The 17,713-nt window shown below is 61.0% G+C and carries 19 protein-coding genes and 1 pseudogene; 8 read left to right on the forward strand and 12 right to left on the reverse strand.

Translation table 11 applies throughout. The features are described from left to right. Positions 1-121: 121 nt before the first annotated feature. The 3 genes from GWG65_RS17235 to GWG65_RS17245 all read right to left on the reverse strand — a co-directional run bounded on the left by GWG65_RS17235 (position 122) and on the right by GWG65_RS17245 (position 2,267). Positions 122-727, reverse strand: coding sequence for a DUF1419 domain-containing protein (locus GWG65_RS17235; RefSeq protein WP_275196750.1), 606 nt, complete (start codon positions 725-727; stop codon positions 122-124). A gap of 197 nt (positions 728-924) precedes the next feature. Next, entirely contained in the window at positions 925-1,884 is a 960-nt protein-coding gene (locus tag GWG65_RS17240; RefSeq protein ID WP_275196751.1) for a DUF3991 and toprim domain-containing protein, read from the reverse strand. A gap of 206 nt (positions 1,885-2,090) precedes the next feature. Further along, complete coding sequence (locus GWG65_RS17245) at positions 2,091-2,267, reverse strand: hypothetical protein (protein ID WP_275196752.1); 177 nt, start codon at positions 2,265-2,267, stop codon at positions 2,091-2,093. Positions 2,268-3,291: 1,024 nt separating this feature from the next. Here GWG65_RS17245 and GWG65_RS17250 point away from each other — a divergent pair. After that, complete coding sequence (locus GWG65_RS17250) at positions 3,292-3,681, forward strand: TonB-dependent receptor (protein ID WP_275196753.1); 390 nt, start codon at positions 3,292-3,294, stop codon at positions 3,679-3,681. A gap of 64 nt (positions 3,682-3,745) precedes the next feature. After that, positions 3,746-4,248: pseudogene (locus GWG65_RS17255) on the forward strand (DUF1775 domain-containing protein). A 1,177-nt stretch (positions 4,249-5,425) separates the two neighbouring features. On the opposite strand, the gene GWG65_RS17260 reads toward GWG65_RS17255, so the two are convergent. Continuing rightward, a complete protein-coding gene (locus GWG65_RS17260) occupies positions 5,426-5,746 on the reverse strand; it encodes a hypothetical protein (protein ID WP_275196754.1) in 321 nt (106 codons plus the stop codon). A gap of 4 nt (positions 5,747-5,750) precedes the next feature. Next, positions 5,751-6,197: a metalloregulator ArsR/SmtB family transcription factor gene (locus GWG65_RS17265; protein ID WP_275196755.1), complete on the reverse strand. Its 447-nt coding sequence runs from the start codon at positions 6,195-6,197 to the stop codon at positions 5,751-5,753. A gap of 229 nt (positions 6,198-6,426) precedes the next feature. Here GWG65_RS17265 and GWG65_RS17270 point away from each other — a divergent pair, with 229 nt between their 5' ends. Next, the gene (locus GWG65_RS17270) at positions 6,427-6,948 is read left to right on the forward strand and encodes an arsenate reductase (azurin) small subunit (RefSeq protein ID WP_275196756.1); all 522 of its coding nucleotides are present in this window, start codon (positions 6,427-6,429) and stop codon (positions 6,946-6,948) included. A 15-nt stretch (positions 6,949-6,963) separates the two neighbouring features. Further along, positions 6,964-9,576, forward strand: a complete 2,613-nt coding sequence (locus GWG65_RS17275) for an arsenate reductase (azurin) large subunit (protein ID WP_275196757.1) — start codon at positions 6,964-6,966, stop codon at positions 9,574-9,576. 912 nt (positions 9,577-10,488) lie between these two features. Here GWG65_RS17275 and arsC read toward each other — a convergent pair. The 4 genes from arsC to GWG65_RS17295 form a co-directional block, all read right to left on the reverse strand. After that, entirely contained in the window at positions 10,489-10,890 is a 402-nt protein-coding gene (arsC, locus tag GWG65_RS17280; RefSeq protein ID WP_275196758.1) for an arsenate reductase (glutaredoxin), read from the reverse strand. Next, positions 10,887-11,588, reverse strand: coding sequence for an MIP/aquaporin family protein (locus tag GWG65_RS17285; RefSeq protein ID WP_275196759.1), 702 nt, complete (start codon positions 11,586-11,588; stop codon positions 10,887-10,889). The genes arsC and GWG65_RS17285 overlap by 4 nt, the downstream gene beginning before the upstream one ends. Beyond that, positions 11,588-12,115: an arsenate reductase ArsC gene (locus tag GWG65_RS17290; protein ID WP_275196760.1), complete on the reverse strand. Its 528-nt coding sequence runs from the start codon at positions 12,113-12,115 to the stop codon at positions 11,588-11,590. Before GWG65_RS17290 ends, GWG65_RS17285 begins: the two co-directional genes overlap by 1 nt. 97 nt (positions 12,116-12,212) lie before the next feature. Beyond that, complete coding sequence (locus GWG65_RS17295) at positions 12,213-13,082, reverse strand: helix-turn-helix domain-containing protein (RefSeq protein ID WP_275196761.1); 870 nt, start codon at positions 13,080-13,082, stop codon at positions 12,213-12,215. Between the two features lie 141 nt (positions 13,083-13,223). Here GWG65_RS17295 and pstS point away from each other — a divergent pair, with 141 nt between their 5' ends. The 3 genes from pstS (at position 13,224) to arsH (ending at position 15,509) form a co-directional block, all read left to right on the forward strand. Beyond that, entirely contained in the window at positions 13,224-14,237 is a 1,014-nt protein-coding gene (gene pstS / locus GWG65_RS17300) for a phosphate ABC transporter substrate-binding protein PstS (RefSeq protein WP_275196762.1), read from the forward strand. 185 nt (positions 14,238-14,422) lie between these two features. Beyond that, entirely contained in the window at positions 14,423-14,776 is a 354-nt protein-coding gene (locus GWG65_RS17305) for a metalloregulator ArsR/SmtB family transcription factor (protein ID WP_275196763.1), read from the forward strand. 16 nt (positions 14,777-14,792) lie between these two features. Next, positions 14,793-15,509, forward strand: a complete 717-nt coding sequence (gene arsH / locus GWG65_RS17310; RefSeq protein WP_275196901.1) for an arsenical resistance protein ArsH — start codon at positions 14,793-14,795, stop codon at positions 15,507-15,509. Between the two features lie 135 nt (positions 15,510-15,644). Here arsH and GWG65_RS17315 read toward each other — a convergent pair whose 3' ends face one another. Next, positions 15,645-15,812: a hypothetical protein gene (locus GWG65_RS17315; protein ID WP_275196764.1), complete on the reverse strand. Its 168-nt coding sequence runs from the start codon at positions 15,810-15,812 to the stop codon at positions 15,645-15,647. Between the two features lie 254 nt (positions 15,813-16,066). Here GWG65_RS17315 and GWG65_RS17320 point away from each other — a divergent pair, with 254 nt between their 5' ends. Beyond that, positions 16,067-16,246: a hypothetical protein gene (locus GWG65_RS17320; RefSeq protein ID WP_275196765.1), complete on the forward strand. Its 180-nt coding sequence runs from the start codon at positions 16,067-16,069 to the stop codon at positions 16,244-16,246. On the opposite strand, the gene GWG65_RS17325 is transcribed toward GWG65_RS17320, so the two are convergent. Both GWG65_RS17325 and GWG65_RS17330 read right to left on the reverse strand, forming a co-directional pair. Then, a complete protein-coding gene (locus GWG65_RS17325; RefSeq protein ID WP_275196766.1) occupies positions 16,243-16,689 on the reverse strand; it encodes a hypothetical protein in 447 nt (148 codons plus the stop codon). The genes GWG65_RS17320 and GWG65_RS17325 overlap by 4 nt on opposite strands. 146 nt (positions 16,690-16,835) lie before the next feature. Then, positions 16,836-17,432, reverse strand: a complete 597-nt coding sequence (locus tag GWG65_RS17330) for a DUF308 domain-containing protein (protein WP_275196767.1) — start codon at positions 17,430-17,432, stop codon at positions 16,836-16,838. Positions 17,433-17,713: the final 281 nt, after the last annotated feature.

Here is a 17,713-nt window from a genome sequence, read left to right on the forward strand (position 1 = left end):
GCTGCGACGGACGGCATGGGCGCTTGCGGGATCGACGGAGAGCCGGCGCCAGGGCCGGTGCGGAAATGCGAAGCCCGGCGCGTGGCCGGGCTGTTCGCAGGGCGGGAAGGGAAGGGTCAGGCTAGGCCGCGACCGTCTCCGGCAGATGGCGCAGGTGCACCGGCAGCTTGGCCGCGATCTCCGCCTCCGTGAGGTCGTCGAGAAGCTTCAGGACGGTGCCGCGCTGGCCCGCGTAGACGAGCACGGTGCGGCGACCGCGCATGGGCGCGGGCCAGCACTCGCCGGCATAGCCGCGATAGTCGTCATGCGTGCTCGACCAGATGTGCTCAAGCCGCTCGTCGCGAGTCATGGCGCGGACCGGCCGCGATTCGCGCTCGATGATCTCTGCCTTCATCCGCTCCGGCGAACCCGGGGCCGATAAGTCGCAATAGCCGTGGAACCAGCGGAGCCTGCCGTCGATGGTGAGCGCGAAGAAGATGCTGGTGACGCCGCGGGTCATGAATTCGCGCATCGCGAACATGTCGGCGCGCATCCATAGCGGCGGCAGGATCTCGAGCATATAATCATGATCGCATTCTGCGATCTCGAACCACTCGCCCGCAAAGAGATGCGGGGCGTCACCTTCGGCCATTGCCGGATCGCCGCGATGGCGGTGGAACATACGGTACATCTCGTGGCGCGTGGCGACGCCTTCGAAGACTTTGCGGATGGTCAGTAAGGTGTGCATCGGCGGCTCCTTTTCAGCCTGACCGGGCTGAAGCGCGAGCGATCCGCCTGATCTCCTCATCACTCCAGTCCTTCGTCACACCTCCTCGGCAGCCGCCTCTCCGGTCCGGCGGGTCAAGGGCCGCGGCACGCGGGCGAAGCTTCACCCTTGACGCGCCGGCCGGGCATGCGGCAGCGATCCTCGCTTTTTCTCATTCCTCATATTCGTTCGCCTTCGCGCGGACGACATACAGCACGGGACCATGCCGTGCCTTCGTGTCCACCCCCGATTCGGGCGGCGCTGAGGTCTTCGTTCCAATCGTCGGTGCGCGGCTGCGACCGCAGGAAACGAGAGCCGGCCTCGTCCGCGATCTCCCGAATCCGACGGGCGTAGATTTCGCCCTGCCGATTGTTATCGGTCGCGGCGACAATGACCGCATTGGCGCGCCCGGCCAAAGCACGGATCGCCGTCTCGGTTGCCGTCGCCCATCCTCCGCCGGTGCTGAGATACAGCGTGTCATCACGTAACTGTTCGAGAGCGGCAAGGCTCATCGCATCGACCGCCGCTTCCGTCACACAGATGCGCACGCCATCGGCAGCGCCCAGGCGGAACAGCTCCTTCGCACCGCCCGTCGCAAACCCGCGCCAGTTCCGGCCACGCTCCTCCCAGCCAGTGATGATGCCGACCGAGTCGCTGTGCGCCGCCCACATGCTGCCTTGCGACCCCTCGCGGAGCCGTCCTCCGGTAACGGCGGCGGCGATGATCCCTTCGGGGATATGCCGGTCGATCGCCAGGTAGCGCCAGGTCGCGGAGCCGGGCCGAGGTTCGGTGCGATGGCGCCAACGCTGCGCAATCGAGGCAAGGGGTTTTGGCTTTGCGATAGGCCGCCAGGCGGGCGCGCTGGGCACAAAGCCGACGACGCCGGAAACGCGATCACACGCGTCAGCGAATCCAACGGCACCCAGATGTTGGGCGAGCGAAAACACGTCCCCCTTCGCCGTCGAGAGCGGATCGAACCAGCCGCGACCATCGTGGATGACGATGACGATCCCCTCGTTACGGCGATACTTGATCGCCCGGCGGGTGCTCTCCTTGATGTCGACCTTCCACCCGTGCTGCTCGAGCAGCGCCGAACAGCCGACCTGTTCGCGCAGCACTTCGATTTCTCTTTTGTCCATATGCCTACGCCGGGGCTCGCCCAGGCGAGGCCCGACCCTTTCCTTTGGTTGTTTTGCTTGTTCCGACCCTTTGCGGGACACCCTCGACCGGCCGCGAAGCCGGCCGGATGCAAGGGCGCGGTGACAGGTCGTCAATCACCGGATCGCACCCGCGGCGAAGCTTCCCTTGCAGGCGGCCTGGCGCCAGCGGCAGCCGGTCACCCGGCTCAATGAGCCGGGGACCAAGGATCGTATTCGTGAACGATGGCGTCGTGCTCACCGTCGTATTCGCTGGAGACCATGACGCCGAATTCGTCATCGACCTGGAAGAGGATGACGGGCACCATGAGCGTGCGGGCCAGGTCGAAGGCGTGGTTCTGGGCGAGGGTGAGATTGTGCGACATCGAAAGGCTCCCGTGTTGAGGCGGGGACCATCCCCGCTCGACAGGCGCCGATGTGTTCGGGGGCGGCCGCGGTCACCTCGAGAGGCGAAGCCGAAGAGGTCGCACGCTTGCGTAGCGAACCCCTTGCGGGTTGATCGTAGAAGGCCGCGCCGGAACCAAGGAAAGCCCATTCGAGAGCGGGGTGGTCCTTTCCCGGAAGCGTGGATTTGCGGGATCGCACATTTTGCATCGAGAAGCCTGTGCCACTCTCATCGAGATGAGCGAACAATGGGTCACGGCTCGCCTCGAAGTCGACCAGGATTATTGGTCGATGTGTACGAAGCGCATTGCGTCGCAGGTAAACAACAGGCCCTGCGGACGCGACCGACTGTGCACCTGAACGCGTAGCGTCCTGAAACGACCTGCATGAGCCGCTGCCAGCTCGAGCGTTGCGTCAGGGATGGCGGCCCGTGAGGGGGAAGACCCGCCGACGGGGCTTCAGCGTAGCCCCCAGCCCGACCCCGCAGGGAGACACCCTGATTCGTCTCGCCGACAATGCCCGATAGCCGTCAACGGGGCCCGCGGTCGTCACAGTGGTTCCCGAGGGGAGTCTGAGATCCGGCAAATCAAGTGCGGGATTATAAGTTCCGAGAGCGTTTGCGAGTGGCTTGACCGCCGCGGTTGGCTCCGCCGGCTCCGCGCTTGCGCGTTTGACGCGCTTGGCGCCTGACCTGTTTCCGGCGACAGTCGCTGTGACCGGACGGGTTTGGTCCGGGGCCCGCACCGTCACGCTGGGCAGTTGTGTAGATTGGGCATGGGCGATTTCGGGGATGGCGAGAAGCGCAAGGACGCTCACGCCTCCCAAGGCATGAAAACGAAACATCGGATACTCTCCAACTCGAGCGCAACCGCCCGCCAATAGTCGACAACGTCATCGACGACGGCCAAGCGGCCGCACCGATCTGGCGATTTTGGAAAAGTCAGGAGTTCGAAGGGGGAGCGCGGGCTTGGGCGTTTCCGCCACTGCGAGAATTCCGCAGTTAATGTGACATACACCTACAGCGAATTCCGCTTCGACAATGATGCCAAGTGGGGCAATAACCGCCTGCCGGGCGCGCCGCCGCATTATCTCCGTGCCGAAATTCTCTACAGGAATGCGAATGGCTTCTATATCGGGCCAAATGTGGAATGGATGCCGCAGGCATTCTTCGCCGACAACGCCAATACGCTCACGGTGGATCCGTACGCCCTTCTGAACTTCAAGGTCGGTTACGACAAGGGCACGGGCTGGTCCGGCTACATCAAGGCGCGCAACCTGCTCGACACCCGCTACATCTCCAGCACGGTCACGGTCGGAAGGGCCGACCCGACCATGGGGCTGTTCAATCCCGGCACCGGCCGCGCGATCTACGGCGGCGTGCGCTACAGGATGTAGGAAGGAATAAAAGATGACTTCGCCAATCACCTACAGGCTCATCACCAGAAAAGGCTCGCCCCAAATGCGAAGCGCTCTGATCGCAATCTCGGCCCTGCTTGGCTTCACCGCGGCGGCGCAGGCGCATGTGACGCTCGGACAGACGGAGGCTCCGATCGGGGCCGGCTACCGCGCCACGTTTCGCGTTCCGCATGGTTGCGGCAACTCGCCGACCCTGAAGGTCCGCGTCCAAATTCCGGTTGGCGTCGTCGGCGTCGAGCCAATGCCGAAAGCCGGCTGGCAGATCGACCTCGTCAAAGGCGCCTACTACAAGCCCTATGCGATGTATCACAACAACGTCACCGAGGGCGTCAAGGAGGTGTCGTGCCGGACGACTATTACGAGGAGTTCGTCATTTCCGTCTATCTGACCGATGATCTCGTGCCCGGGCGCATGCTCTACTTCCCCGTGGTGCAGGAATGCGAGGGCGGTGGTACGCATCGCTGGATCGAGATTCCCCAAGAAGGCAAGTCGGCGGCGGACTACAAGGAGCCGGCGCCGGGCGTGAAGCTGCTGCCGAAACAATAGGGACGGAAATCGGTCACATAAAGACGGTCACATAAAGAGGGATCCAATGCGGCGTAGGGAGTTCTTCACCATCGGCGCCGCCGATCAGGCTTCTTGCACATAGTAAGGAAGGCACTGATGTTGAAGAGAGTGACCGCGCTGTGCAAGGGTCTCGCAGACGAAAGCCTCGTTGAGGGGAGACGCTATGCTTTTGCGCCGCGGTTTACTTGGTCGACGCAATTGATGATGCCAAGGCGGTTAGTGAAGACGGCCGGCCAACCTGGGCGACTGTGAAGAAGGATTCGCTCATTTGCGCACCGCCCGATCGCCGGCCGCCTCTCCTTTGTTGTCAGCATTTAAATCGCTCCGGTCGGGACGAATCTTTCTGCGCGCGCTCGTTTCCGGGCGGTTAGCGCAGGGCAGGGGATTCGGAATTGGCAAGGCTGCGGCATGTAAAACGTTGGCGGCCCGCAAATAACTCCCACGGGCACTCGCGGCGTCGACAACCGAAACGTCCCTAGGAGATTGCTGCTCGTGGGGGATCGCGCGGAATTTGCACTTGAGATGGGACTCTTAATCACCGGCTCTGTCGGAATTTCCTTAACGTACAGGGGGCATTTTCGCCGTACGCGGCCTTAGCTGGTCATCATCGGACAGGTCTTGAGCGCCAGTTATCATCTCTTTCGTTGGATCCGCTGACATAGAGAACGTGAGCCTCCAAGATAGTGACGGCCGTTCTCTCTCAGAACTCCGCAACGCAACGAATTGGGTGAAACGAGCGTGAACAAAACGGGATGGGAACGACCGTCGCCCTGAGAAAGATCAATAACTTAGAAGATGCTCACTGCGTTCGGGACGCAGGACTCGCCCTCGTCAGACGGCCACGGCCAGCGAATGTCGGTATCGGTGGATGCGCCTCCCGGCAACCAACCTCAAAGAAATCTCACTCACTGTCGGCGCTACACGTCGAAATCCTTCTCCATTGCCGCGGACAACATGTCGATCCTGACCAGTAATTTTGCTGCTTCCGCGCGCTATGGCGCTGCGTGAACTGTCGCGCCGAGTATGTGTTCTCGCGACTTCGAGCCTATGCATCGATGATGCGCCGGCCTGATCGAGACACAAGCGGTTATACTCCGCGGATGTGGGCGGCGAGGTCGCGATCTGTGGTGCCGAAGCTCGGTGACCCGATCAGATTTCAGGATTTCGGCGTTCCGCCCGAGCGCGCCGCTATCAGGAAGCCGATCGCCAGCGTGAGGATCGCGCCCGCCACGGCGCCGGTGAGCACCTGGATGACCACGAATTCCGCTACCGTTGACGGATTCTGGCTGCCGCTGCCCGTCACGATGGTGACGGCGGCCTCCTGCAGGAACGCGCCGCTCAGGGCGCCGCCGACGAGGCCGGTGAGGCTGTGGCCGATGAAGCCGAAGCGATGTTCGTGGGCCGCACTCGCGGCCGCATGGGCACCGAAGAAGCCCGCGACCGTCTGGACCGCCAGTCCCCAGAGCGTCCACGTCATGCGATCAGCCCTTGCGCTTGACGGCCTTCTTCGCCGGCCGCGTCTTGGCCGGCGCCGGCCCGCAACACGCCGCGGCGTCGGCCGCGACCAAATTGCACAGCTCCGGATGTCCATCGCAGCACTCGCTGACCAGAAACCCTATCAGCGCCCGCATTCCCTCAACGTTCGTGCTATAGATGATGGTCCGCCCTTCGCGGGTGCTGCGGAGCAGGCCTGCCCGGACCAGGATGGCCAGGTGGGAGGAAAGCGTGTTGTGCGGCGCGCCAATGGTGTCGGCGATCACGCCGGCGGTGATGCCGACCGGCTCATGCTTGATGAGCAGCCTGAAGATCGCTAGGCGCGTGGGCTGAGCAAGTGCGGCAAGAGTTGAAATCGCGTGCGGCTCGGACAACTCTCCTTGGACTGGCCGGGTGCTGGCGTGGCTGGCAACGGCCAGCATCGATTTCCGCATTCCGTAGTCTCCGCGCGAGTCATCTAGGTGCGTCATGTTTACCCCACGAGGAAGGTGACAAGCCAGAACATTTCCATTATTAAATGTGTCGAGACGTCTCGACAGATCGTAGCCCCCGGATGTGAAGGGCGTGCGACAATAACGAGCGCTCCGGCCGGTAGGCGTATCGGTCCGATCTCGAGGAAACACCCGCCAGTAGGCGTACTGGCGAACCCGAGGAGCATTTGCCATGTCGCGCTGCGATCGCATGGTCGACGTCGGCCGCCGCCGTTTCATGAGCGGGGCGGGTCTTGCCGCTGCCGGAGTTGCCGTCACCTCAATCACACCTATTCCGGCTCAGGCTGCGACGGGAGCCGCAAGGGTAGACTACCCCGTCAATCGTCTGGCCAACGTTCGGGATCTCAAGCTCAACGAGCCGCTGAACGTCTCCTATCCGGACGCAAATGCTCCTGGCGTGCTTTTGAAGCTCGGTAAGCTAGTGCCAGGCGGGGTAGGAGCCGAAAGCGATATCGTCGGGTTCACGACGATCTGCCCGCACAAGGGCTTCACCCTCAATTACGGCGCGGGTGACCGGACCATGAATTGTCCCGGCCATTATTCCCGCTTCGACTGCGAGGCGGGCGGCCAGCAGATCTGGGGTCAGGCGACACAAAATCTCCCTCAGTACGTGCTCCGTGTCGACGACAAGGGCGACATCTACGCCGAAGGCGTGGATGAGTTGCTCTACGGCCGCCTTTCCAACGTGCTCTAAGGCGGAGGAACGACCGTGGCCTACAAGCGTCAAATCGATCGGCTCCCGATCATCCCCGCGGACGCCAAGGAATCCAACGTAACCTGCCACTACTGCATCGTCGGCTGCGGCTACAAGGCCTATACCTGGTCCGCCAGCACACAGGGCGGTACGGCGCCCAATCAGAATAAGTTCGGTGTGGATCTGAGCAAGCAGCAGGGTGCGGAGACCGCGGCCTGGTATTCGCCGTCGATGTACAACATCGTTCGCCAGAACGGCCAGGATGTGCACATCGTCATCAAGCCCGACAAGGACTGCGTCGTGAATTCGGGCCTGGGGTCGGTCCGCGGCGCCCGCATGGCGGAGATGAGCTACTCGCAGCAGCGCAATACGCAACTGCAGCGCCTCACGGACCCCATGGTCTGGCGCTATGGGCAGATGCAGCCGACGAGCTGGGACGATGCGCTCGACCTCGTCGCACAAGTGACGGTCGCGGTGATGAACGACATGGGCGAAGATGGCGTGTTCGTCTCGGCCTTCGACCATGGCGGCGCCGGCGGCGGCTACGAAAACACCTGGGGCACCGGCAAGCTCTACTTCGGCGCCATGAAGGTGAAGAATATCCGGATTCACAATCGCCCGGCGTACAACTCGGAAGTCCACGCCACGCGGGACATGGGTGTGGGCGAGCTCAACAACTGCTACGAGGATGCCGAGCTCGCCGACACAATCATTGCAGTGGGTACCAACGCGCTCGAGACCCAGACCAATTACTTCCTGAATCATTGGGTCCCCAACCTGCGCGGAACTTCGCTCGACAAGAAGAAGGCCGAGTTCGGCTCCGAACCGGTGGAGCGCGCCAAGGTCATCATTGTCGACCCGCGTCGAACGGTAACGGTCAACGCCTGCGAGGTCGAAGCCGGCAAAGAGAACGTCATGCATCTGGCGATCAATCCCGGCACGGATCTCGCGTTGTTCAATGCGTGGATGACGCGCATTGCGGACAAGGGCTGGGTCGACAAAGCGTACGTTGACGCCTCGACGACCAATTTCGATCAGATGAAGGCCGCCAACAAACTCAGCTTGGAAGACGCAGCGAAGATCACGGGTCTTACTGCCGATCAAATTAGCAAATCCGCTGAATGGATCGCGCAGCCAAAAGCGGGCAATGCACGTCGTCGAGCGATGTTCGCCTACGAAAAGGGCCTGATTTGGGGCAACGACAACTACCGCACCAACGGCGCCCTGGTGAATGTCGCGCTTGCAACGGGCAATATTGGTCGGCCCGGCGGCGGTTGCGTCCGCATGGGCGGACACCAGGAAGGCTACTCACGGCCGTCCGATGCGCATGTGGGACGGCCCGCCGCGTACGTCGACCAACTTCTGATCGAAGGCAAGGGCGGTGTCCATCACATCTGGGGATGCGACCACTACAAGACCACGCTGAACGCATTCAAGTTCAAGCAGGCCTACAAGAAGCGCACCGACATGGTGAAGGACGCCATGATGACCGCGCCCTATGGCGATCGGCCTGCGATGATCAACGCGATCGCCGATGCCATCAAGAAAGGCGGACTGTTTGCGGTCGACGTCGACATCGTCCCGACCAAGATCGGCGAGGCCTGCCACGTTTGGCTGCCGGCTGCGACCTCGGGGGAGGCGAACCTCACCTCGATGAACGGCGAACGCCGCATGCGCCTGACCGAGAAGTACATGGATCCGCCCGGGCAGGCGATGCCCGATTGCCTGATCGCCGCGCGCATCGCCAATCACATGGAGCGGGTGCTGCGCGAACAGGGCAAGCCCGAGGTTGCCGACCGCTTCAAGGGCTTCGACTGGAAGACCGAAGAAGACGCCTTCATGGACGGCTATCACCAGCATGAGAAGGGCGGCGAGTTCGTCACCTATGCCCGGTTGCGCGTCATGGGGACGAACGGCTTCCAGGAGCCCGCGGTCGGGCTCGAGACCACCGGCCCTGTCGCCGCCGGCACGTCGACCGGCACAACGACGGGAGAGGTTTTAAAGGGACCGGCCATCGAAGGCGCCCGCGGAAAGGAGCCTGTCCAGAAAAAGGGGGCCCCAACATCAGGGGCGGTGTCGCCGGCGTCGGGCGGCGCCGAGCGGATCCTCGGCACCAAGCGGCTCTATGCCGACGGCAAGTTCAATAGCAAGGACGGGAAGGCCAAATTTATGGAGACGCAGTGGCGCGGCCTGCAGGCGCCCGGCAAAGAAGCCGAGATGAAGAAATTCCCGTTCCTGATCAACAATGGCCGGGCCAACATCACCTGGCAGAGTTCCTACCTCGACCAGGACAACGAGTTTGTGACCGATCGGACGCCGTATCCCTACCTCCAGATGAATCCGCAAGACATGGACGAGCTGCGGCTTAAGCAGGGTGATCTCGTCGAAGTTTACAACGACAACGGCTCGACCCAGGCCATGGTCTATCCGACGCCGACAGCCAAGCCAAAACAGACGTTCATGGTCTTCGCCCAAGCAAACGGCGTGCAAGGGAACGTCGTCTCACCCGGCGTGAACGAATTCATCATCCCGAATTACAAGCAGACGTGGGCGAGCATCCGTAAGCTCGCGGATGCGCCCGAGGGTGTGAAGCATCTCAGCTTCAAGTCGCTCGACTACACGGCCTGAGGTTTGGGCCCCGACCGCCAAGGTCGGGGCCATAGCCACCGTTCAAGCGGCGGAGATACGTTCCAGGCCCTACCTGATCACAATCGACATTGTTGACTGGCGCTCCAGGCAGAGGCCCATTGTGTTCACACGACGATCATTTGCATGCCGACGCCACGTTGCTTGTTCATCGGTTTGAGGGCGGTCAATTCGTAGTCGCCGAGTTCATAGCGCATGATTCCAGCCTCGGAGCTTTAATCACATCTACGGCCCTATGGCGCTCCGCGGGGCCGCCGATCTTCCGAATTCCGCTTTCGGGAGCATAGTGGATATGGCCAAATTTGCTGCTAGTTCACCTCAGTCGCGAATGATCGCACCGGACGCTTTAGGGCCCCGAAACATCCCTACGTATAGCTATCGAAGCGGTCTGAGTTCCCGTCATATGCTAGGGCATGAGAAATGAGGCCTGTGGATCGTCGTGCCCGCGATTGGCGTTGCGGTTCTATGGGTCTCAATAATATTGCTATTTGGCAGGTAGCCACTAAAGCGCCCTAACCAGTGCTATGAGTGTCGCACTGGGATTTTACGGGGGTTTTATGAAAAAGGGCGACGCGACGTGTCCGGAGTGCGGAGCTGGCTTTCGGCGGCTTGAACTTACGTCACAACTAGGCACCAAGGGCGAATACCGTTGTCCGGCCTGCGGCGAGGTCTTGGAAAAGTTCGACGGAAGCGCGTTAGTCGCCTATCGCCTCACGATCCAACCCTCTGTAAAGGGCATTCGGGACTAGTAAATAGCTTCACATAACTGTCACGGTCATGGCGTTGCCGTCCTTCGTACCCAGCTGCGATGCGGAATTCGGTCGCTATCGGGGCATAGCGGACATCGATCAAAATGTACCGATCGAGTTCGATTTATGAGCGCGCGCCCTTAGATCAGCTCTCAATGACCTCACCGTCTTCCTTGACGAAGCGTCCGATGTGGGGATTGGGCAGGAGGTCGAGCACCGCTTCCGAGGGGCGGCAGAGTCTGACGCCCTTCGGCGTGACGACGATGGGCCGGTTGATCAGGATCGGATGAGCCAGCATCTGGTCGAAGAGCTGTTCGTCAGTCCACTTGGGATCGTCGAGGGCAAGTTTCTTGTGGGGGGTACCCTTCTCGCGTAGCAGGGCGCGGACGGGGATGTCCATGGCAGCTACCAACTCCTTGAGTCTTTCCCGCGAGGGAGGCGTCTTCAGATATTCGATGATGGTCGGTTCGACGCCGCTCTGGCGGATCATGGCGAGCGTGTTGCGGGAGGTGCCGCAGTCTGGATTGTGATAGATCGTGACGCTCATCGAGATGTCTCCGCGATTTTGACAGGGCCCCTCACTTCGGGTCTTCCGAGCAGCCAATTCATCAACAGCATGCCTACGAAGGCGCCGCAGAGTTCGGCGACGATGAAGCCTGGCAGGTCCATGGGACGGATTCCCGCGAACGTGTTCGTCAGCGAACGCGCGATTGCGACCGCCGGATTCGCGAACGAGGTCGAGGCGGTGAACCAGTAAGCCGCCGTGATGTAGAGGCCGACGAGCCACGGCACCGCCGTGCGCTGGAAGCGGATTCCGGCCAGGATGGTCGCGACCAGGCCGAAGGCTGCGACGAACTCGGCGAACCATTGGGCGCCGCCGGTACGGGTCTTCATCGAGAAGTCGATGACAGGCAGCGCGAACATGAGATGCGCGGCCATGGTGCCGGCGATACCGCCGGCGATCTGGGCGATCACGTAAAGCACGGCCTCCTGCGGCGTCAGCTCGCGTTTGCCGGTGAAGACCAGCGTGACTGCGGGATTGAAATGCGCGCCGGAGATAGGCCCCAACACCGTGATCAGCACGACGAGAATGGCTCCGGTCGGCAACGTGTTGCACAGCAGCGCCAGGGCGACGTCCTTGGTCAGCGTCTCGGCCATGATGCCGGATCCGACCACGGTGGCGACCAGAATTCCGGTGCCGAGCGCTTCCGCCGCCAAGCGCCGCGGGAGATCAAACGTATCCATCAGCTGGCCTTTGGTTGCGAGTGGGTCGCGCCGTCGAGGCGGCCGATTTCGCGCAACCTGGTACCTAGCGAGAGCTTGTCGATGCCGTGCAGCGGCAGATTCGTGAATTCGCCAATTCGGTGCTTTAGATATCGGAACGCGAATTCGAAGGCCGCCTCCTTTTCAAGGTCGGTGCCTTCGACGGCAGCCGGATCCTCGATGCCCCAATGTTCGGTCGTCGGCTGGCCGGGCCATATCGGGCAGCTTTCGCCGGCGGCGCTGTCGCAGACAGTGAATATGAAATCCATCATTGGCGCGTCGGGCGCCACAAATTCCGTCCAGCTCTTCGAGCGCATCCCGTCAGTCGGATAACCGAACTTCTCCAGCACCTTGAGGGCGAAGGGATTGATCCGGCCCTTGGGTTGGCTGCCGGCCGAAAAGGATCGGAAGCGCCCGTCGCCATCCTTGCGCAGGATGGACTCGGCGATGACTGACCGGGCGGTGTTGCCGGTGCAGAGGAAGAGGACGTTGTAGATGCGGTCGATCATGAAGCATCACCCAAGCTTTCTAGAGTTATTGAATGTCGTTCAGCGGTCAACAAAAGCGCGATCAGTCTGCATATTCACATATTCACCACCGGGACGTTCATGGCGAAACGCGGTTGGTGTCGCCGATCTCGTCCAGACGCGCCTTCAACACGATGCGGTCAAGCGATGCGAATGGGAGGCTGATGAAGATTTCGAGCCGCCGCCGTATCATCGCGTAGAGCTCGTTCAGCAATGTCGTCCGTTCGGAGGCTGACCCGGTGAACTGGGTGGGATCTGGCACCGGCCACGCGCCGCTCACGAATTTTGTCCCGAGATCCGGACAAAACTGTCCCTGCGGCGTGTCGCAAAGTGCAATCACGAAATCCATGCGCGGCGCCTCGGGACTGGTGAACTCGTTCCACGACTTGCAGCGCAAATGGGTGACGTCGTGTCCCAAGTGCTTCAGGCGATCGATCACATCTGGAAGCGGAGACTCGGCAGGGTGGGATCCGGCGGAATAGGCGTGAAATCGTCCGCCCCCGATCTTCTGGAGGAGCGCTTCGGCCATAATCGAGCGGGCAGAATTCTGCGTGCACAAGAACAGGACGTTGAATGCAGGCGCCACAATATCGGGCGAGGGCTCGGGGGCTGGCGCGGCAGGCACCACTGGAAGATGAGCGCAGAGCTCGGGTTTTCCACCGCAGCAATCGTGAGCGAGAAAGTCGATTAATCCGCGAAAACCGGCGACGTCGGCGCGGTAGCTGACTGTTCGGCCGTTTTTCTCCGCGACGACCAGGCCGGCGCGGGCGAGTACGGTCAAGTGGTTCGACATCGTGTTGTGCGGCACATTGCAGTGACGCGCGATCTCTCCCGCAAGAAGGCTGTCCGGATAGACTGACAGCAGCCGCCGCAATGCCTCCAACCGTGTGGGCTGTCCAAGGGACGCGAATCCCTCGATCGCCGTCTCGGTGAAGCTCGCCTGATCCATGACCTTCTCAACACTTTTGTGTCGGTATTTTTCGACATATTAAGCGAGGCAGTACGCGATACGAAGAAAAATCGTTGCCTCTAGTCTAATACGCGATCTATATATGTCGGGACAAATGGACATATAGTCGGGGAGACTCGAATGATCAAGCGCTTATTGGGTGTCCTTCTCACATCGCTGTCCTTGTCGATCGGAGCTGCCCAAGCTGCCGAGAGCGCTGGGGCCGGATCGACTTTCGTGTTCCCCATTCTCGAAAAATGGGCCGCGGCGTACGAAGCCAAGACCGGCGACAAGATCCGCTATGAATCGATTGGATCCGGAGCGGGCATTACTCAGATCAAGGCGGCAGCCGTCGACTTTGGCGCTTCGGACATGCCGTTGCGGACTGAAGAGCTGGAAAAAAGAGGCCTCGGTCAGTTTCCGCTCGTGATCGGCGGCGTGGCGCCCGTCGTCAACATTGACGGTGTCGGCCCGGGCGGCATTCGCTTCACAGGCCCGATCCTCGCGGACATCTTTCTCGGTAAAATCAAGAACTGGAATGATCCGGCGATCCGCGCACTCAATCCAGACGTCAATCTGCCCGCAGCCCCCATTTCGGTCATACACCGCTTGGACGGGTCAGGGACCACATTCAACTGGGCAAATTACCTTTCGAAGGTCAGTCCTGAATGGAAGCAACAGGTAGGTGAAGGCACGTCCATCGAATGGCCGATCGGCGCGGGCGGAAAAGGCAATGAAGGAGTTGCCGCATTTGTTGCGCTGGCAAAGAACTCCATCGGCTACGTGGAGTATGCCTACGCCATCAAGAACAAGCTGGCCTACGGATTGGTGCAGAACAGGGCGGGACGGTTCGTTCAACCCGGCGCAGAGGCGTTCCAGGCCGCGGCCGAGAACGCGAACTGGGCGGGAGCAAAGGATTTCTTCCTTGTCATGACCGATGCTCCAGGGGAAAACGCTTACCCCATCACCGCGACTGCGTTCATCATCATGTACAAGCAACCAAAAGATTTTGGGCGGGCGAAACGCGCAAGAGACTTCTTCATGTGGTCTTTGGAAAACGGACAGCCGCAAGCGGCGGAGCTAGGCTACGTTCCGCTTCCGCCTTCTCTCGTCAGACAGATCGAAAGCTACTGGAATTCCGAGTTCGGAGGTTAGGACGGGGGCAGAGCCGACCCAGGATCGAGCCGCTCGGCCGGGGCGTCGTTGCCAAGTCGGCGCTCCTGAGTCTGGCGGCGCTGGTCGCCCTGATTTGCTTCCAGCAAAGGCGAATGCGGAAGCTGCAGCTGAGACGGCCTAGTCTACCGGTTGACAGAGGATCTTGCATCCATATATCCGGATGTATGGAACAAGAAAGCGCAATCCTCGCTTTGGGCGCATTGGCACAAATTACCCGCCTCGAAACCTTTCGGCTTTTGGTGAAAAGCGAGCCCGAAGGTGTTCCTGCCGGGGAATTGGCCCGCTCGGTCGGGGTCCCGCAGAACACGATGTCAGCGCACCTCTCCATCCTCTCGCGGGCCGACCTGATCGTTGGCGAGCGCCACAGCCGCTCGATCATCTATCGCGCCAATCTGAAGACGTTCCAGGACCTGATGATGTTCATGGTTCAGGATTGCTGTAGCGGCAGTCCGCAACTGTGCGCCCCGCTGCTCGAAAGCCTGGGGACCCCTCACAAAAGGAAATCCCGTGCAAAATAAGACGCCGGCGCTGTCGATGGCGGATGAACTTCCGAACGTCGATCCGACCACCTTCCACATTCCGGAACCGGCGGCATTGTTGCGGCCATCGGTGATTGAGCATCGCCCCCGCATCCTGCTGCTGTATGGGTCGCTACGCGAGCGCTCGTTCAGCCGGTTTGCCACCGAGGAGGCCGCTCGTCTGCTGGAGGCCTTCGGAGCCGAAACTCGCATCTTCAATCCGTCGGGCTTGCCGCTTCCCGACGACCAGCCGATCGATCACCCGAAAGTCAAGGAACTGCGCGAACTCTCCGCCTGGTCGGAAGGTCAGGTGTGGTGCAGCCCGGAACGTCACGGGGCGATGACTGGCATAATGAAGGCGCAAATCGATTGGATTCCCCTGTCGCTCGGCGCCATTCGTCCCACGCAGGGAAAGACGCTGGCGGTGATGCAGGTCAGTGGTGGTTCGCAGTCGTTCAATGCGGTGAACCAGCTTCGTGTTCTGGGACGCTGGATGCGCATGATCACGATCCCAAACCAGTCGTCGGTCGCAAAAGCCTATGAGCAGTTTGACGAGGACGGCCGGATGAAACCGTCGGCATATTACGACCGGATCGTCGATGTAACGGAAGAACTGGTGAAGTTTACGCTTCTGACGCGCGGCGCTTCCTCGTACCTGACGGACCGATACAGCGAGCGGAAGGAAGCCGCTGCAAAGCTCGCGGAGCGTATGCATCTGGACGAAGCCATCTAGGGTGGTTCTAATCCCTTCTGGCTGGCGACCTAGCATTCCTATTGTCTCTCGGGGGTGAGCCTCGTTGGCTAAAAGACTCAAGGTCAGCGAAGGACCTGCAAGCGATACCAGATCGCCAACTTGGGCGACCTTGCGTTACTGGATTTTGATCTCCTTAAGGGGAAGCCGCAGCTCTGCGGCTCGCTCCTCGCGATCCTTCTTGCGGAACTCATTTTCGCGCCTCTCGAAATCAACCAGTTCCTTTTTCGCCACCTCTAGCCGGCGGTCGCGCGGTAGTAGGGCTGACTGAGTGCGGTCCGTCATTACTTACTCCCGTCTTGCGACGCCCCAGCCATATAGGAGGTCTGGGGCACCGGAAAGGTTCAGTGTTTGATCGTTCTTAACCCGTGGCTGTCTCTTAATCAGCGGGTCCCAGGTTCGAGCCATGGTGCGCCCACCAATCTTTGCAGGGACTTACCACGATTTTGTATCGGAACGGACCCTTTAGTTGGGAAAGCACCAAGACAGCCATCCTGCTCGATGTAGAGACGACCGGCCTAGACTAGCAGAAGGACGAGATGATCGAGCTCGGAATGATCAAGTTCGACTACCTGTCCGACAGCAGAGGGGTCAATGTTGGACGCTTATTCACAGCAGGCGAAGCGATCGGCCGGATCGTATTAAAAAATGAGGCGGCCAGAGGCCGCGAAGGACGCTCGGCCTTGCCGAGCGCCCCTGAGCAGCACCTACTCGCCTAGGCGGCAAGCGCCTCCTTCGTCAACGCCCAAGCCTGGTTGAGCTTCTTGGCACGGAGATCGAAATCGGCCTTCACCTCGGTGATGCGCTTGTCGATACGGCGCTTGGCCCGATCGCTTGCTTGCTTCGCCTGGTCCGTTAGCGACTGCTCTCTCGCATCCGTTTCAGCCTTGGCGTGATCAAGCCGTTTCTTAGCCTGCTCTTGCACCGTCTTGATCTGCATCTTGACCTGTTCGATATCCTTTTGCACCGCGGCCCGATTCTCGGCGGCGGTGTGTTTGAGGTCGTCCTGCAGCGCCTTCAACTCCGCCTCGAAGGCGGCACTTTCCCGCACTAGCTGATCTTCGACGACCTCCGAGCGCAGGCGCCGGAAGACCGTTGCGCCCAACTTGTGCAGCCGTGCGTCCACCGGCGTCATCCATGTTTCCTCGATCTCTGCCAGCACAGCCGCCTTCCCCCGGCGAAAGCTCTTTCGAGACGTCGTCCAGAAAAGCCACGTTGACGCCGCTGCTGTCCAAATCGAAAACGAGTCCGCTGAGGCCGCCCAGCGAAGCCCCGATGCCAGCCCCGCCGGCCCGGCGAGGAGCCCGATCAAGCTGCCCGTGACCAGGCCGACAGCCGTACCCACCGCGCCCTGGTCGGCGGCCTGCTTGACCTCGTTCTTGCCTGCCTTCCTTCACCACCACTGCCGAGGCGTAGAGAGTGAGCCCCTCCTCGTGCAGCTCCCGCAAGGCACTCAGGCCTTCGAATGCCGACGCTTCGGTTTCGAAAACGGCAACCGATCGCAACCATCGTGACCGCGATGCCCGAGGTGATGAGATTGATGCCGACGATGAGGCCGAGCGCCCACGCGGCGGAGCCGGGCCAGCCGCTGATGATCAGTCCGGCCAAAAGCAGATCCGAAAGACCGCTCATCACCATCCATCCCCAGGACCCGGGAAATGCATCGCGGTACCTGATCGCGGCTGCGATCTGAAACACGCCTTCAGCGACGAAGAAGGCGATCAGCACCAGCGTCAGCGAGATCGCGCCTTCAACCGGATGCCAGAGCAGCAAGATACCGCAGAACAGGGAAAGCGCCGCGGTCAGCAAGGCCCATAAGAACGCCGGCACGGTCGGCGCGAAGAACATCGTGACAAGCCCCACGAAGCCGCTGAGCAAGAAAATCCAGCCCACATAGATGTCCACCGCGAGCGTGCCGCAGTCACGGATTTTTGCCCTTGATCTTGGTCAATTCCGGCTCCGCGTTGATGCCAGATATTTTGATCCATCACAGGCCAGGCTGTACCGACCGGATTGGCCACTGAGACTGTCGTTTTTGAAACCTTGCCCGATATTGCAATCCCTCTCACATGTCCGCGCTGCGGACAGACCCATTTTTGGAAACCAAACGATGCTTAGGTCACTCGCCCAGGTCAACCGACGCGCCACTAGGGCAAATCAAAGGCGCGCCATTCGACTGGTGGTGC

The sequence above is a fragment of the Bradyrhizobium sp. CSA207 genome, assembly GCF_029051685.1.
In the GTDB taxonomy this organism is placed as follows: Bacteria; Pseudomonadota; Alphaproteobacteria; order Rhizobiales; family Xanthobacteraceae; genus Bradyrhizobium.

Excerpts from the sequence above, each read along its gene's own strand:
- GWG65_RS17235 (WP_275196750.1), bottom strand. The coding sequence starts at position 727 with ATGCACACCTTACTGACCATCCGCAAAGTCTTCGAAGGCGTCGCCACG.
- GWG65_RS17240 (WP_275196751.1), bottom strand. The coding sequence starts at position 1,884 with ATGGACAAAAGAGAAATCGAAGTGCTGCGCGAACAGGTCGGCTGTTCG.
- GWG65_RS17245 (WP_275196752.1), bottom strand. The coding sequence starts at position 2,267 with ATGTCGCACAATCTCACCCTCGCCCAGAACCACGCCTTCGACCTGGCC.
- GWG65_RS17260 (WP_275196754.1), bottom strand. The coding sequence starts at position 5,746 with ATGACGTGGACGCTCTGGGGACTGGCGGTCCAGACGGTCGCGGGCTTC.
- GWG65_RS17265 (WP_275196755.1), bottom strand. The coding sequence starts at position 6,197 with ATGCGGAAATCGATGCTGGCCGTTGCCAGCCACGCCAGCACCCGGCCA.
- GWG65_RS17270 (WP_275196756.1), top strand. The coding sequence starts at position 6,427 with ATGTCGCGCTGCGATCGCATGGTCGACGTCGGCCGCCGCCGTTTCATG.
- arsC (WP_275196758.1), bottom strand. The coding sequence starts at position 10,890 with ATGAGCGTCACGATCTATCACAATCCAGACTGCGGCACCTCCCGCAAC.
- GWG65_RS17285 (WP_275196759.1), bottom strand. The coding sequence starts at position 11,588 with ATGGATACGTTTGATCTCCCGCGGCGCTTGGCGGCGGAAGCGCTCGGC.
- GWG65_RS17290 (WP_275196760.1), bottom strand. The coding sequence starts at position 12,115 with ATGATCGACCGCATCTACAACGTCCTCTTCCTCTGCACCGGCAACACC.
- GWG65_RS17295 (WP_275196761.1), bottom strand. The coding sequence starts at position 13,082 with ATGGATCAGGCGAGCTTCACCGAGACGGCGATCGAGGGATTCGCGTCC.
- pstS (WP_275196762.1), top strand. The coding sequence starts at position 13,224 with ATGATCAAGCGCTTATTGGGTGTCCTTCTCACATCGCTGTCCTTGTCG.
- GWG65_RS17305 (WP_275196763.1), top strand. The coding sequence starts at position 14,423 with ATGGAACAAGAAAGCGCAATCCTCGCTTTGGGCGCATTGGCACAAATT.
- arsH (WP_275196901.1), top strand. The coding sequence starts at position 14,793 with ATGGCGGATGAACTTCCGAACGTCGATCCGACCACCTTCCACATTCCG.
- GWG65_RS17315 (WP_275196764.1), bottom strand. The coding sequence starts at position 15,812 with ATGACGGACCGCACTCAGTCAGCCCTACTACCGCGCGACCGCCGGCTA.
- GWG65_RS17320 (WP_275196765.1), top strand. The coding sequence starts at position 16,067 with ATGATCGAGCTCGGAATGATCAAGTTCGACTACCTGTCCGACAGCAGA.